Raw genomic sequence first — 15065 nt, 5'->3', positions numbered from 1 at the left:
AGAAGGCGCCGTGGCCGAGTTCCGGGTGGTGAGGGGAACTCGGCCACGGCGCCGCCGCGTTGAGGAGAGGGAGAGCCGGGGAGAGCCGACGTCAGCGGCCGGATCCTCCGTCGGCGTTGGGGCCGGTGTAGTCCTCGCCGTAGGCGCCCTTGGCGGGGCGGCGGCGGCGCATGGGCGGCTCGACGCCGTCCGCGAGGCGGCGGGCGGTGAGCAGGAAGCCGGTGTGGCCGATCATCCGGTGGTCCGGGCGGACGGCCAGGCCCTCGACGTGCCAGTTGCGGATCATCGTCTCCCAGGAGGTCGGCTCGTTGAAGCAGCCGATCTCACGGATGGACTCCACGGTCCGCGCGAGCTGGGTGGTGGTCGCGACGTAGCAGCACAGGATGCCGCCGGGCACGAGCGCCTTGGAGACGGCCTCCAGGCACTCCCAGGGGGCGAGCATGTCGAGGATGACGCGGTCGACGTCGGCGTCGGACAGGTTGTCCTGGAGATCACCGACGGTGAGCTGCCAGGCGGGGTGCGGGCCGCCGAAGTAGCGCTCCACGTTCTGCCGGGCGATGTCGGCGAAGTCCTCGCGGCGCTCGTAGCTGTGCAGCATGCCCTGGTCGCCGATGGCCCGCAGCAGGAAGCTGCTGAGCGAGCCGGAGCCGACGCCGGCCTCCACGACACGGGCGCCGGGGAAGATGTCGGCGAAGGCCAGGATGTGCCCCGCGTCCTTCGGGTACACGACGGCTGCCCCGCGGGGCATGGACAGGACGTAGTCGGGGAGCAGGGGGCGCAGCGCGAGGTAGGCGACGTTCCCGGTGGTGCGGACAACGCTGCCCTCGGGAGCACCGATCAGTTCGTCGTGCGGGAAGGAACCCTTGTGGGTGTGGAAGTTCTTCCCGGCTTCGAGCGTGAACGTGTAGTGGCGGCCCTTGGGGTCGGTCAGCTGAACCTGGTCCCCGACCTTGAAGGGCCCGCGCCTGCGGGCGGCACCGGTCGGTTCGGACATGTGACCAGCCTACCGGTCCCGGAGGGGGCCGCCGACCACCCGGAGGAGCACCGCTTTGGGAGAGCGGGTGTCAGTTCGGCCTGGCCATGGCCTTCACGAAGGCGCGCTCCACGTCGGCCGCGGACAGGACGCCGTAGATCTCGCCGGTCTCCTCCACCACCAGGTACTCCGTCGCCGGAGTGGCGCGCAGGGCGTCCAGAAGGTCCTCCCCCGCCAGTTCCGCCGAGACGCGCATCCCGTCGGTCAGGTCCTGGGCGAGGCCGCTGACGGCGACCCAGGGGCGGCGGTGTTCCGGTACGCCGACGATGGCGGCCTCGCGGACCAGGGAGAGGGGATGGCCGTCGGCGTCCACGACGACCAGGGCGCGGGCCCCGGCGGCGTTGGCGCGGCGCAGGGCCTCCGAGAGGGGGGTGTCGGTCTCGACGGGGACCGCGCGGCGGGTGAGCGTGCGGGCGCGCAGCTCGGGCAGGTGTTCGCGCAGGCGGGCCATGCGCAGGCTGTTCCCGGCGCCGGTCCAGATGATCGCGGCGAGGATCGCGGCGAGCAGGGCGTCCATGACGGTGTCCATGCCGACGTTGTCCTCGGCGTTGGAGCCGAGCGCCCCGGACTGGGTGAGCAGCGGCAGGCCGATCAGGACGGAGACGGCGAGGGCGCGGCCGACCCAGGCGGCGGCGACGGTGCCGCTCATGGGCTTGCCGGTGATCTTCCAGATGACCGCGCGGAGCATGCGGCCGCCGTCGAGGGGCAGGCCGGGCAGCAGGTTGAAGGCGGCGACGATCAGGTTGGAGATCATCAGACCGGCCAGCAGGACGCCGGGGACCGTGCCGGGCTCGACCGGCTGCATGGCCAGGTAGAAGAGGCCGGAGAGGGCCAGGGAGAGCAGCGGGCCGACGAAGGCGAGCCAGAACTCCCGGCCCGGGGTCTCGGCCTCCTTCTCGATCTCGGAGACGCCGCCGAAGAACTGGAGCTGGATGCGGCGGACCGGGAGTTTGAAGCGGAGGGCGGCGACCGTGTGGGCCAGTTCGTGGACCAGGACGGAGGCGTAGAAGGCGACCGCGAAGAAGAGGGAGACGAGATAGCGGGCGGCACCCAGCTCGGGCAGGACCCGGTCGAGCTGACCGCCGAACACCCAGGTGATCAGGGCCGCGACGAGGAACCAGCTGGGCGCGACGTACACGGGCACGCCGAAGGGCCGGCCCATCAGCAGGCCGCCGCCGGGGCCGCGCTCCCTGCGGGGCGGACGGCCCTTGGAGAGGCCGCTGTGGGCGAGGGTCCGGTCGCCGGCGTGCTGGGGGTCGGCGGGGTTGTGCTCGGGGTGGCCCGTGTGGGCTTCGTGCCTGTGCCGGCCGGTGGCGGGGGGCTTCGTGGCGTCCGGCTTCGTCACGTCGGGTTTCGTGGCCGGGGTGTTCTCCCCGGTGGGCTCCTCCACGGCCTTGTCCTTGGGGGCGGCCTTCTCCTCGGAGTCCTTGGGTGCGGTCTTCTCCTCGGAGGGTTCCTGTCCGCTCGTCCCTCCCCCGTTCGTTCCGTCGTCCGGGGGATCCGACGGAGCGTCCAACCTCCGTACGACCATGGTCGGTTCGTCGGTGCCCCGGGGGGCCGGGTCGGGGCGTGCGGAGCCGGTGGCCGGGGTCGCAGGTGCTGCGTGGCGCTCGGTCGGCTCGTCGTTGCCGGACCGCGGCTGCCCGCTCCCGCCGCTCTCGTCCACGGTTTCCCCTCGTTCGAAGCGTCTTCCGCGCCTGCCGGGCGGAAGGGTCTCGGGTCGATGGTATGCGGCCGTCGCGACGCGTTCCGCCCCGGCACCCCCTGTGTTTCCACAGCCGTCGCACCCGTCACGACGGTGGCTGGGTCACTGTCAGTGGCGGGCCGTATGGTCTGTGGTCATGGAGACGAGCACCGAGGGCGTCGCACAGCCTGCCGACGCGGACGCCGCGCAGGCGGATCCACCGTCCGCCGCCGAGCCGACGACCACGGCCGAACCGGCGACGGCGGAGCGGCCCACGACCACGGCGGGGGCCGCGCCAGCCACACCCGCGCCCGAGACAGAGACCGACCCCCAGCCCGGGACCGAGACCAAGCCCGAGGCCGAAGCCCCGCGCCCCGTCGCCATACCGCCCGCCTCCCTCTCCCCCTCCCGTGCGGGCGATTTCATGCAGTGCCCGTTGCTGTACCGGTTCCGGGTGATCGACCGGCTGCCGGAGAAACCGAGCGAGGCGGCGACGCGGGGCACGCTGGTGCACGCGGTGCTGGAGCGGCTGTTCGACGCCCCGGCCGCCGAGCGGACCGCGCCCCGCGCCAAGTCGCTCGTCCCGGGCCAGTGGGACCGGCTCAGGGAGACGCGGCCCGAGGTCGTCGACCTGTTCGCGGACGATCCGGAGGGCGAGCGGCTGGCGCGCTGGCTGGGTGAGGCGGAGCAGCTCGTGGAGCGCTGGTTCACACTGGAGGACCCGACCCGGCTGGAGCCGGTCGAGCGCGAGCTGTTCGTCGAGGCGGTGCTGGACTCGGGGCTGAAGCTGCGCGGGATCATCGACCGCGTCGACGTGGCGCCGACCGGCGAGGTACGGATCGTCGACTACAAGACCGGCAAGGCGCCCCGCCCGGAGTACGCCGAGGGCGCCCTGTTCCAGATGAAGTTCTACGCCCTGGTCGTGTGGCGCCTGAAGAACGTGGTCCCGCGCCGGCTCCAGCTCGTCTATCTCGGCAGCGGTGACGTCCTCACCTACGACCCCGTCCTCGCCGACCTGGAGCGCGTCGAGCGCAAGCTGCACGCGCTGTGGGAGGCGATCCGGGAAGCCACCGAGACCGGGGACTGGCGGCCCCGGCCCACCAAGCTGTGCGGCTGGTGCGACCACCAGGCGCACTGCCCGGAGTTCGGCGGCACTCCCCCGCCCTATCCGCTGCCCGTCCGGGGCGCCGGCCCGGACCCGGTGGGCGGTCCGGGGGTCGTTCCCCGTGCGGAACAGGCGGTTCCCGTGAGGGCGGCCGAGTCCGGCGGCGTACCGCAGGGCAGAATGGGGCCGGACTAGCGAAGGAGACTTACGTGGCCATCCGCGTCCTACTGGTCGACGACCAGCCGCTGCTGCGCACCGGCTTCCGGATGATTCTGGAGGCCGAGCAGGACATCGCGGTCGTGGGCGAGGCCGGAGACGGCCTTCAGGCTCTCGACCAGGTGCGGGCCCTTCAGCCCGATGTGGTTCTGATGGACATCCGTATGCCGCGGATGGACGGTGTGGAGGCGACCCGGCAGATCACCGGTCCCGGGCGGGACGGCCCGGCCAAGGTACTGGTGCTGACCACCTTCGATCTCGACGAGTACGTGGTGGAGGCGCTGCGGGCGGGCGCCAGCGGCTTCCTGCTCAAGGACGCCCCGGCCAACGAGCTGGTGCAGGCGATCCGGGTGGTGGCCGCGGGCGAGGCGATGCTCGCGCCGAGCATCACGCGCCGGCTGCTGGACAAGTACGCCACGCATCTGCCGTCCGGCGACGAGCCGGTCCCGGACACGCTGCACACGCTCACCGACCGCGAGGTCGAGGTGCTGAAGCTGGTGGCGCGCGGGCTGTCCAACGCCGAGATCGCCGCCGACCTCTTCGTCAGCGAGACCACGGTCAAGACGCACGTGGGACATGTGCTGACCAAACTGGGGCTGCGCGACCGGGTGCAGGCCGCGGTGTACGCGTACGAGAGCGGTCTGGTGCGCCCCGGCGCCCAGTGAGCGCAGCGCACGCCGTGCTATGGCGCAGCGCACGCCGTGCTACGACGAGGAGGGCGTCCCCTGCCTTCGGGGGGCGCCCTCCTCGCGTGTGCGGGGTTCTCGCTCAGGCCTTGCTGAGCTCCCAGAACCGGAACACGGTCGAGGCGTCCAGGCAGTACTCCAGGCCGTAGACACCCTCGCGGGTGACCGCGTACTGCTTGGCCTGCCAGAGCGGCAGGACGGGCAGGTCGTCGGCGACGATGTCCTGGAGCTTGCCGTAGTCCTCGTCGGTGGCGGAGCGGTCGGACTGGGCGGCGGTCTGCGGGATCAGCGTGCCGGTGATCGCGCTGTTGGTGTAGTTGTTGCCCAGCACGTTGCCCTCGCCGAAGAAGGGGGCCGTGAAGTTGTCGGCGTCCGGGTAGTCGGGCACCCAGCCCTTGACGTAGACGCCGTACTTGCCGGTGGCGATGTCCTTCTCGTACTCGGGGAAGGCCACGGACTTCACGTCGGCGTCGAACAGGCCGCTGGCGTTGAGCTGTTCGGCTATCCCCTTCAGCAGGGCGTCGGTGGCCGGGCCGTAGCGTGCCGGGGTCGACCAGAGGGTCAGCTTCACCTTGTCGGTGATGCCGTCGGCCTGGAGGGCCTCGGCGGCCTTGGCCTTGGAGGGCCGGGCGCCGTAGGTGTCGAAGAAGGCCGTGTTGTGGCCGGAGATGCCGGCCGGGATGATCGAGTACAGCGCGGTGGCGGTGCCCTGGTAGACCTCGTGGATCAGCGCGTCGCGGTCGACCAGGTAGGCCATGGCCTTGCGGACGCCGAGCCGGCCTGCGACCGGGTCCTTCATGTTGAAGACGAGGTGCTGGACCTCGGCGCTGCTGCCCTCGACGAGTTCGACGCCCGCGCTGGTGTCGCCCTTCTCGATCTCGGAGATGTCGTTCGCGCTGAGACCGCGGTAGGCGATGTCGACCTCGCTGTCGACCAGGGCCTTCTTCAGGGCGCTCTGGTCGCCGTGGAAGAACTTCAGCGTCACGCCGGAGTTGCGGACGTCGGCGGTGCCCTCGTAGTTCTCGTTGACCGAGAAGACGGCCTCGTCGTCGCCGAAGGAGTCCAGCTTGTACGGGCCGGATCCGATCGCCCTGCCGTCCTCGCGCAGTCCGTCCTCGTCGTACTGGGTGTGGTTCACGATGGAGCCGGCACCGGAGGCGATCTTGCTCGGGAAGGTGGCGTCGGGCGTGTTGAGGCGGAAGACCACCGTCTTCGCGTCCGGTGTCTCGACCTTGTCGAGCATCGGGAACATGATCGCGGGACCGGCGTCGTCGTTGATCTTCAGCATGCGGTCGAAGGAGAACTTGACGTCCTTCGAGGTGAGCGTGTCACCGTTGCTGAACTTGAGGCCGTCGTTCAGGGTGCACTGGTAGACCTGGGTCCGCGCGTCCGTGAAGGAGCACTTCTTCGCCAGCTCGGGCTGTGGTTCGGTGCTCCCCTTGGGGAAGCTGAGCAGGGACTGGAAGACGTTGTTGAACAACAGCCAGGAGCCGGGGTCGTAGCCGGACGCGGGATCGGTGGCCAGGACGTCGTCGGACATCCCCATCACCACCGAGGAGCCGGTCCCCCCGGACCCCCCTGACTCCGTTCCGCAGGCGGTCAACAGGCCGGAGGCCAGTCCTGCCACGATCGGCAGGACCGGCCACTGGGTGCGCATGTTCACGTAGGAATGCCTTGTCGTCGGTGTGCGGGACCCCGGGGCCACCCTCCCTGGCCCCGGGCACGGGAGACTGTCAGCCGCTCACACCGCGGCCGAGCTCCCACAGCTGAAGCGTCGAGGAGGAGTTGAGCGTGTACGCGGTTCCGGTGATGTCGTCGCGTGCCGCCACGTACTGCTTGCCCTGCCACAGCGGAAGCACGGGCACGTCGGCGGCGACGATGTCCTGAATGTTCGTCAGGCTCGTGGCGGCGGAGAGCCGGTCCGACTCACGGCGGGACTCCGGGATCAGCGTGTTGCGGATCTGGCTGTTCACGTACGGCGAACCGATGGTGTTGTCCTTGTCCAGGAACGGGGCGAGGTAGTTGTCGGCGTCCGGGAAGTCGGGGAACCAGCCCATGCCGTAGACGTCGTACTCGCCCTTCTTCTCGGCGGGGCGGAAGGTCGACCAGGGGGCGCCCTCGATGCCGACGCGGAACAGGCCGGTGTCGTTGAGCTGCTTCTGCAGCACCTCGAACTCCTGCTTGGTGGCCGGGCCGTAGTGGTCGGTCGTGTAGTGCAGGGTGAGCTTCACCGGGGTGCTGATGCCGGCCTTGGTCAGCAGCGACCTGGCCTTGGTGACGTTCGGCTCGCCGTACTGGTTGAAGAAGGAGTTGGAGTGGCCGGTGATGCTGGCCGGGACCATCGAGTACAGCGGTTCGGCCTGCGAGCCGTAGACCTTGGCGACGAGTTCGCTGCGGTTGACGACCTGGGCCATCGCCTCACGGACCGCCTTGGACTTCACGGACGGCGCGTCGGTGTTGAAGCCGAGGTAGCGGATCTCCAGGCCGGGCAGTTCGACGAGGTCGATGTCGCCGCCCGTCTCGTTGCCGAGCTTGTCGATCTGCTCGGGGGACATGGTGCGGGTCATGAGGTCGATGTCGCCCTTCTCCAGCGCGGCGCCCATGGCGTCCGCGTCCTCGAAGGAGCGCAGGTCGACCTCGTCGTTGTTCACCTTGAGCGACCCCTTGTAGTCGGGGTTCTTGGTGAAGACGGCGTCGACCAGCTCGTCGTTCTTGACGTCGGCCTTCATGGTGTACGGGCCGGAGCCGTCCACGTCGAAGCCGTCGCGCAGCTTGCCCTTCTCGTAGTCGTCGGGGTTGACGATGCCGGCGACCGGGGTCGACAGCTTGTACGGGAAGGTGGCGTCGGCGGTCTTGAGGTGGAAGATGACCTCGCGGTCGCCCTGGGTCTCGACGGTGTCGATGGTGGACAGCAGGGCGAAGACACCGCTGTCGGCCTTCAGGGCCAGGGCACGCTCGATGGAGAACTTCACGTCCTCGGCGGTGATGGCCTTGCCGTTGGAGAACTTCAGCCCCTCGCGCAGGGTGCAGGCGTAGCGCTCGTTGCCGGTGTCGGTGAAGGCGCACTTCTCGGCGGCCTCGGGGACCGGGTCGCCGTCGCCCTTCGGCAGGATCATCAGGGTCTGCACGGTCTGGCGCAGGATGTTCCAGGAGCCGACGTCGTAGGCGTAGGCCGGGTCGAGGGGCGCGGGGGCCTCGCTCGTGGCGGTGAACCGGTCGGTGGTGCCGACGACGATCGCACCGTCGCTGCCGCTCCCGCTGCTGGACCCACCGCAGGCTGCGAGCACCGGCGCGAGCAGACCGATCACGGCCGGCAGCGCCAAAGACTTGCGGTTCATGCTCGACGTTCTCCAGAGCTCGAGTCCGTGTACCCGGCATGCATGGGTGGAGATGCCGGTCACGGGGTAAGGGCGATGTTCTCAGCAGGAGGTTAGTCCGCACCTGTACGAGGGTTGGCGGCGGCCGGAGTTGAGGGCCCATCACGCAGCGGAACCAGGTGTGGACGGACCGAACACCCACGCGGGGAAGGATTGGTGCAGGCCTTCACCAATCGGGACACAAGGGCGTGTCCGGGTGCCTCGAACGGGGGTCTTCAGCACACCTGTCCGACCCTGTCGATCCCGCGGGGAGTGGGGAACCTCACATGCTCAACGGTGTGCGGTCACACCGGAATTCGGCCGGCCCGCGTGAGGGGAATTACCCGCGGACACACCCCGCGGAATTCCCCGCTATCGGCCCCGCACGCTGAGTGAACACCCGGTGCATTTCCGTCGGCAAACCCCGTCAGAGCGTCATCAGGCCGCGCAGAAATGTCAGGTCCACCTCTTCGAGCGAGGTCACGACCGTCCGCCGCGGGGCCGGGGCGATGGGGGCGACGGAGGGCACCGCCACCACCTGGCAGCCCGCCGCCTCGGCCGCGGCGACCCCGGTCGCGGTGTCCTCGACGACCGCGCAGCGGGCCGGGTCCGCGCCGAGTCCGGCGGCGGCGACCAGGTAGGGGTCGGGGTGCGGCTTGGTGCGCGGCACCTCGTCGCCGGCCACGGTCAACGCGAAGTGCTGCGGGCCGAGCGAGGCCAGGACCCGGTCGATGATGCGCCGGTGCGAGGCGGAGACCAGGGCCGTGGGCACGTCGTGCGCGGCGAGTTCGGCCAGCAGCCGGGTGGCCCCGGGCATCAGGGGCAGCGCGCGGTCGATGCGGGCCTCGAAGCCCTCGTTGAGGAGCACCGTGAGTTCGGCGAGGGTGATGTCGGCGCCGGTGGCCTCGATCAGGAATCCGGCGCTGCGGGTCATCGGCCCGCCGACCACGACATGGCGCCAGGAGTCGTCGAGCGTGTGCCCGAGACCGGCGAAGACCTCGGCCTCCACGTCCCACCAGAAACCCTCGGTGTCCACCAGGGTCCCGTCCATGTCGAGGAGCACGGCCTGCAGGGCGGAGCCTTCGGCCGTACGGGTTGTCGGTGCGGGAACCGTGCTGGTCATCCACGTACCTCCTGGAGGGACGAGCAGGCCGGTCGCCTCCCCCTTCTCGCAGAGAGGCAACCGGCCTGCGGTGGACCGACCAGTGTACGACTGATCCGATCAGCGTGCGTTGAAGTACTTCGCCTCGGGGTGATGGATCACGATGGCGTCGGTGGACTGCTCCGGGTGCAGCTGGAACTCCTCCGACAGCTGGACGCCGATCCGCTCGGGCCGCAGCAGGTCGGCGATCTTGGCGCGGTCCTCCAGGTTCGGGCAGGCGCCGTAGCCCAGGGAGAAGCGGGCGCCCCGGTACTTCAGGGAGAACATGTCCTCGATCTCGTTCGGGTCCTCGCCCGCGAAGCCGAGCTCCGAGCGCACGCGGGCGTGCCAGTACTCGGCGAGCGCCTCGGCCAACTGCACGGACAGGCCGTGCAGTTCGAGGTAGTCGCGGTAGGCGTTGGACTCGAAGAGCTTCGCGGTCTCCTCGCCGATCCGGGAACCGACGGTGACGACCTGGAGACCGACCACGTCCGTCTCGCCCGACTCCTCCGGGCGGAAGAAGTCGGCCAGGCACAGCCGGCGGCCGCGGCGCTGGCGCGGGAAGGTGAAGCGGGTGCGCTCGTTGCCCTCCTCGTCCAGGATGATCAGGTCGTCGTCCTTGGACACGCACGGGAAGTAGCCGTAGACGACGGCCGCCTCCAGCAGGTTCTCGGTCTGGAGCTTGTCCAGCAGGCCGCGCAGCCGGGGCCGGCCCTCGGTCTCCACGAGTTCCTCGTACGACGGTCCCTCGCCGGTGCGGGCCTGCTTGAGGCCCCACTGGCCCTTGAACAGGGCGCCCTCGTCGAGCCAGGTCGCGTACTCCTTGAGCTGGACGCCCTTGATGACGCGGGTGTCCCAGAACGGCGGGGTGGGCACCGGGTTGTCGACGGCGACGTCGGAGCGGACGTGCCCCTCCTCCGGGCGCTCCTCGGTCTCGACGGCGGCGGCCGTGGCGCGCACCCGGCGCTGCTTCAGCTCCGGCAGCTTGGCCCCGGGCACGCCCCGCTTGACGCCGATGAGGGCGTCCATCAGGCGCAGGCCCTCGAAGGCGTCGCGGGCGTAGCGGACCTCGCCCTCGTAGATCTCGTGCAGGTCCTGCTCGACGTAGGCCCTGGTCAGGGCGGCGCCGCCGAGGATGACCGGGAAGTCGGCGGCCAGGCCGCGCTGGTTGAGCTCCTCCAGGTTCTCCTTCATGATCACCGTGGACTTGACCAGGAGGCCCGACATGCCGATGACGTCGGCGCGGTGCTCGGCGGCGGCGTCCAGGATCGCGGAGACCGGCTGCTTGATGCCGAGGTTGACGACGTTGTAGCCGTTGTTGGACAGGATGATGTCGACGAGGTTCTTGCCGATGTCGTGGACGTCGCCGCGGACGGTGGCGAGCACGATGGTGCCCTTGCCCTCCTCGTCGCCCTCGACCTTCTCCATGTGCGGTTCGAGGTAGGCGACCGCGGTCTTCATGACCTCGGCGGACTGGAGCACGAACGGCAGCTGCATCTGGCCGGAGCCGAACAGCTCGCCGACGACCTTCATGCCGTCCAGGAGGGTGTCGTTGACGATGTCCAGGGCGGGGCGGTCCCGGAGGGCCGCGTCGAGGTCGGCCTCCAGGCCGTTCTTCTCGCCGTCGATGATGCGGCGCTTGAGGCGCTCGTCCAGCGGCAGGGCGGCCAGTTCCTCGGCCCGGCCCGCCTTGAGGGACTTGGTGGTGGCGCCCTCGAACAGGGCCATCAGCTTCTGGAGGGGGTCGTAGCCCTCGCTGCGGCGGTCGTAGACGAGATCGAGAGCGGTGGCCACCTCCTCCTCGGTGAACCGGGCGATCGGAAGGATCTTCGACGCGTGGACGATCGCCGAGTCCAGGCCCGCCTTGGTGCACTCGTCGAGGAAGACGGAGTTGAGCAGGACGCGCGCGGCCGGGTTGAGGCCGAAGGAGATGTTCGACAGGCCGAGGGTGGTCTGTACGTCCGGGTGGCGGCGCTTGAGCTCGCGGATCGCCTCGATGGTGGCGATGCCGTCCTTGCGGGACTCCTCCTGACCGGTACAGATGGTGAAGGTCAGGGTGTCGATGAGGATGTCGGACTCGTGGATGCCCCAGTTGCCGGTGAGGTCGTCGATGAGCCGCTCGGCGATCTCGACCTTCTTCTCCGGGGTGCGCGCCTGGCCCTCCTCGTCGATGGTCAGGGCGATCAGGGCGGCGCCGTGCTCCTGCGCGAGCTTGGTGACCTTCGCGAACCGGGACTCGGGGCCGTCGCCGTCCTCGTAGTTGACCGAGTTGATGACCGCGCGTCCGCCGAGCTTCTCCAGGCCGGCGCGGATGACGGGAACCTCGGTGGAGTCCAGGACGATCGGCAGGGTGGAGGCGGTGGCGAAGCGGCCGGCCAGCTCCTCCATGTCGGCGACGCCGTCCCGGCCGACGTAGTCCACGCAGAGGTCCAGCATGTGGGCGCCCTCGCGGATCTGCTCGCGGGCCATCTCCACGCAGTCGTCCCAGCGACCCTCCAGCATGGCCTCGCGGAACTTCTTCGAGCCGTTGGCGTTGGTGCGCTCACCGATGGCCAGGTACGAGGTGTCCTGGCGGAACGGGACCGTCTGGTAGAGCGAGGCGGCACCGGGCTCGGGGCGCGGGTCGCGGGCAGCGGGGGTGAGGTCCCGGACGCGCTCGACGACCTGGCGCAGGTGCTCGGGGGTGGTGCCGCAGCAGCCGCCGACGAGGGAGAGGCCGTACTCGTGGACGAACGTCTCCTGGGCGTCGGCGAGTTCCGGGGCCGACAGGGGGTAGTGGGCGCCGTCCTTGCCCAGGACGGGCAGACCGGCGTTCGGCATGCACGACAGCGGGATGCGGGAGTGGCGGGCCAGATAGCGCAGGTGCTCGCTCATCTCGGCCGGGCCGGTGGCGCAGTTCAGGCCGATCAGATCGATGCCCAGCGGCTCCAGCGCGGTGAGGGCGGCGCCGATCTCCGAGCCGAGCAGCATCGTGCCGGTCGTCTCCACCGTCACGGACACCACCAGCGGGACCTCGTACCCGGCCGTCTCCATGGCCCGGCGCGCGGCCAGCACGGAGGCCTTGGTCTGCAGCAGGTCCTGGGTGGTCTCCACCAGCAGGGCGTCGGCGCCGCCGGCGAGCAGCCCCTCGGCGTTCTGCTGGTAGGCGTCGCGGATGGCGCCGAAGGTGGTGTGGCCGAGCGTGGGCAGCTTGGTGCCGGGGCCCATCGAGCCCAGCACCCAGCGCTGCCGGCCGTCACGGGCGGCGAACTCGTCGGCCGTCTCGCGGGCGATGCGGGCGCCGGCCTCGGACAGTTCGGCGACGCGTTCGGGGATGTCGTACTCGCCCAGGGCGGTGAGGTTCGCGCCGAAGGTGTTGGTCTCCACGCAGTCGACGCCCGCGGCGAAGTACTCGGAGTGCACGGAGCGGACGATGTCGGGGCGGGTGACGTTCAGGACCTCGTTGCAGCCCTCCAGCTGCTGGAAGTCGTCGAGCGTGGGCTCCTGGGCCTGCAGCATGGTGCCCATCGCCCCGTCGGCGACCACCACGCGGGTGGCGAGTGCCTCACGGAGGGCGGACGCACGGGTCCGGCTGTCGGCGGAAGGGGTCGGTGGCAACGAGGCCATGAAAGGGCTCCCTCAGGTGCGACGGCTGTCGGCTTTCCGGTGCCCTGGGCGACGTCCCGCGGTGGGCACACGCCGCCAGGGTAGCCGGGTCCAGGCCCGGATGGTCAGGCGGTCCACGGGACGGACGAGGATGGCGGGCGCGTCACCGTCGGCGTACGAGTGACGCAACAGTTGGGGACTGTTGGGGACTGTTGGGGACCGACCATTGGCGGGAGGTCGGCATGGACCGGTAGTGTTCGACATTGCCGAACGACGGCAGCGGCGGCGGTGACGCCGAAGGGCAACGGCCGTCGAAGGGGACGGAGGCAGGACGGCGATGGCACGGAACATCCAGTCGCTCGAACGTGCGGCCGCGATGCTGCGACTCCTCGCGGGTGGCGAACGGAGACTCGGCCTGTCGGACATCGCCTCGTCCCTGGGCCTGGCCAAGGGCACCGCGCACGGCATCCTGCGCACCCTCCAGCAGGAGGGCTTCGTGGAGCAGGACGACGCCTCCGGGCGCTATCAGCTCGGCGCCGAACTGCTGCGCCTGGGCACCACCTATCTCGACGTGCACGAGCTGCGGGCGCGCGCCCTGGTGTGGACCGACGACCTGGCCCGCTCCAGCGGCGAGAGCGTCCACCTGGGCGTCCTGCACCAGCAGGGCGTGCTGATCGTGCACCACGTCTTCCGGCCCGACGACAGCCGGCAGGTCCTGGAGATCGGGGCCATGCAGCCGCTGCACTCCACGGCCCTGGGCAAGGTGCTGTCGGCCTACGACCCGGTCGCGCACAGCGAGGCGGTGGAGACCGACCGCAAGGCGTACACCGACCGCACGATCTGCGACCTGGACGACTTCGAGCAGCTCCTCGACGTCACGCGCGCGCGTGGGTACGCGGCCGACGTCGAGGAGACCTGGGAGGGCGTCGCGTCCGTCGCCGCGCCCATCCACGACCGGCGGCGCATGCCGGTGGGCGCGGTCGGCATCACCGGTGCCGTGGAGCGGCTATGCCGGGAGGACGACAAGGGCGCGCTGCGGCCCGAGCTGATCGCGGCGGTGCGGGACTGCGCCCGCGCGGTCTCCCGGGACCTGGGCGCCGGGCGGTTCTGAGGCCCGCAGCAGCAGCGGGCGGGACGTGCGGGGAGCCGGGGCGCCAAGGGCGTCCCGGCCTTCGTCGCGCCCCGGGATGCCGTCGTCCGCCGGGCGGCGGAAGATCGATAGGACATGTCACTCAATAACGATCGTGTTTTCGACAACAGAACTCTTGACGTGCCTGTAACGCCGGAGCAAGACTCCCGTCCATCGGTCGACATTGTCGAACACCGACCGGCAATAGGCGTTACAGTGGTACGACGCCAAGGGCCGGCAGCTCTCCCCCTGGACGAAGGACAAAGGAGTCGCGGGTGTCCAGCTCCGACATCTTCATCGGCGAGACCATCGGTACCGCCATACTCATCCTGCTCGGCGGCGGCGTGTGCGCGGCCGTCACGCTGAAGGCCTCCAAGGCACGCAACGCCGGGTGGCTCGCCATCACCTTCGGGTGGGGTTTCGCCGTTCTGACGGCCGTCTACACCTCCGCGCCGCTCTCCGGCGCCCACCTCAACCCGGCCGTCACCCTCGCGCTCGCGCTCAAGAAGGACGGCATCCCCTGGGGCGACGTCCCGATCTACTGGGGCGGGCAGCTGCTCGGCGCCATGATCGGCGCGGCCCTGGTCTGGATCGCCTACTACGGCCAGTTCCACGCGCACCTGACCGACAAGGAGATCGTCGGCGCCCCCGGCGCGCAGGCCACCAAGGCCAAGGCCGTCGAGGCGCAGGAGAAGGGCGCGGGACCGGTCCTGGGCATCTTCTCCACCGGTCCCGAGGTCCGGGTCGCCTGGCAGAACGTCGCCACCGAGGTCATCGGCACGATCGTGCTGGTGCTCGCCGTCCTCACGCAGGGCCTGAACGGCGACGGCAAGGGCCTCGGCACCCTGGGTGCCCTGATCACCGCCCTCGTGGTGGTCTCCATCGGTCTGTCCCTGGGCGGTCCGACCGGCTACGCGATCAACCCGGCCCGTGACCTCGGTCCGCGTATCGTGCACGCCCTCCTGCCCCTGCCCAACAAGGGCGGCTCCGACTGGGGCTACGCCTGGGTCCCGGTGGTCGGTCCGCTGCTCGGCGGCGCCATCGCTGCGGGCATCTACAACATCGCTTTCGCCTAGCGCGTCCGAAGCAGTCGTAGACGCGTCCGAAGCAGTCGCAGAGCAGTCGTAGAC

10 protein-coding genes are annotated in these 15065 nt (G+C 70.3%); 4 read left to right on the top strand and 6 right to left on the bottom strand.

The genetic code is table 11. The annotated features are described in order from the left end of the window. Nucleotides 1-91 precede the first annotated feature (91 nt). Both K4B79_RS27495 and K4B79_RS27490 read right to left on the bottom strand, forming a co-directional pair. Nucleotides 92-994: a tRNA (adenine-N1)-methyltransferase gene (locus K4B79_RS27495; protein ID WP_232029619.1), complete on the bottom strand. Its 903-nt coding sequence runs from the start codon at nt 992-994 to the stop codon at nt 92-94. 70 nt (nt 995-1064) lie between these two features. Then, a complete protein-coding gene (locus K4B79_RS27490; protein ID WP_232029618.1) occupies nt 1065-2699 on the bottom strand; it encodes a site-2 protease family protein in 1635 nt (544 codons plus the stop codon). A gap of 175 nt (nt 2700-2874) precedes the next feature. Here K4B79_RS27490 and K4B79_RS27485 point away from each other — a divergent pair, with 175 nt between their 5' ends. Then, nucleotides 2875-4017, top strand: coding sequence for a RecB family exonuclease (locus K4B79_RS27485; RefSeq protein ID WP_232029617.1), 1143 nt, complete (start codon nt 2875-2877; stop codon nt 4015-4017). 14 nt (nt 4018-4031) lie between these two features. After that, on the top strand, nt 4032-4703 hold the full coding sequence (locus K4B79_RS27480; protein WP_020141342.1) for a response regulator: 672 nt from the start codon (nt 4032-4034) through the stop codon (nt 4701-4703). A 103-nt stretch (nt 4704-4806) separates the two neighbouring features. Here the strand turns inward: K4B79_RS27480 and K4B79_RS27475 are convergent, their stop codons facing one another. The 4 genes from K4B79_RS27475 to metH all read right to left on the bottom strand — a co-directional run bounded on the left by K4B79_RS27475 (nt 4807) and on the right by metH (nt 12827). Next, nucleotides 4807-6387, bottom strand: coding sequence for an ABC transporter substrate-binding protein (locus K4B79_RS27475; RefSeq protein WP_232029616.1), 1581 nt, complete (start codon nt 6385-6387; stop codon nt 4807-4809). A 70-nt stretch (nt 6388-6457) separates the two neighbouring features. Further along, the gene (locus tag K4B79_RS27470) at nt 6458-8062 is read right to left on the bottom strand and encodes an ABC transporter substrate-binding protein (RefSeq protein ID WP_232029615.1); all 1605 of its coding nucleotides are present in this window, start codon (nt 8060-8062) and stop codon (nt 6458-6460) included. A gap of 445 nt (nt 8063-8507) precedes the next feature. Beyond that, nucleotides 8508-9203 (bottom strand): HAD family hydrolase, encoded by a 696-nt coding sequence (locus K4B79_RS27465; protein WP_232029614.1) that lies wholly within the window; start codon nt 9201-9203, stop codon nt 8508-8510. A 99-nt stretch (nt 9204-9302) separates the two neighbouring features. After that, nucleotides 9303-12827, bottom strand: coding sequence for a methionine synthase (gene metH, locus K4B79_RS27460; protein ID WP_232029613.1), 3525 nt, complete (start codon nt 12825-12827; stop codon nt 9303-9305). Between the two features lie 316 nt (nt 12828-13143). On the opposite strand from metH, the gene K4B79_RS27455 reads away from it, so the two are divergent. After that, nucleotides 13144-13917, top strand: a complete 774-nt coding sequence (locus tag K4B79_RS27455) for an IclR family transcriptional regulator (protein WP_232029612.1) — start codon at nt 13144-13146, stop codon at nt 13915-13917. Nucleotides 13918-14210: 293 nt separating this feature from the next. Next, entirely contained in the window at nt 14211-15011 is an 801-nt protein-coding gene (locus K4B79_RS27450; protein ID WP_232029611.1) for an MIP/aquaporin family protein, read from the top strand. Nucleotides 15012-15065 lie beyond the last annotated feature (54 nt).

Origin of the sequence: Streptomyces lincolnensis (assembly GCF_021173675.1) — a bacterium.
Classification (GTDB): Bacteria; Actinomycetota; Actinomycetes; order Streptomycetales; family Streptomycetaceae; genus Streptomyces; species Streptomyces lincolnensis_B.
Note: the sequence above shows the minus strand (reverse complement) of the source record. Positions and strands in the feature narration are given on the sequence as shown.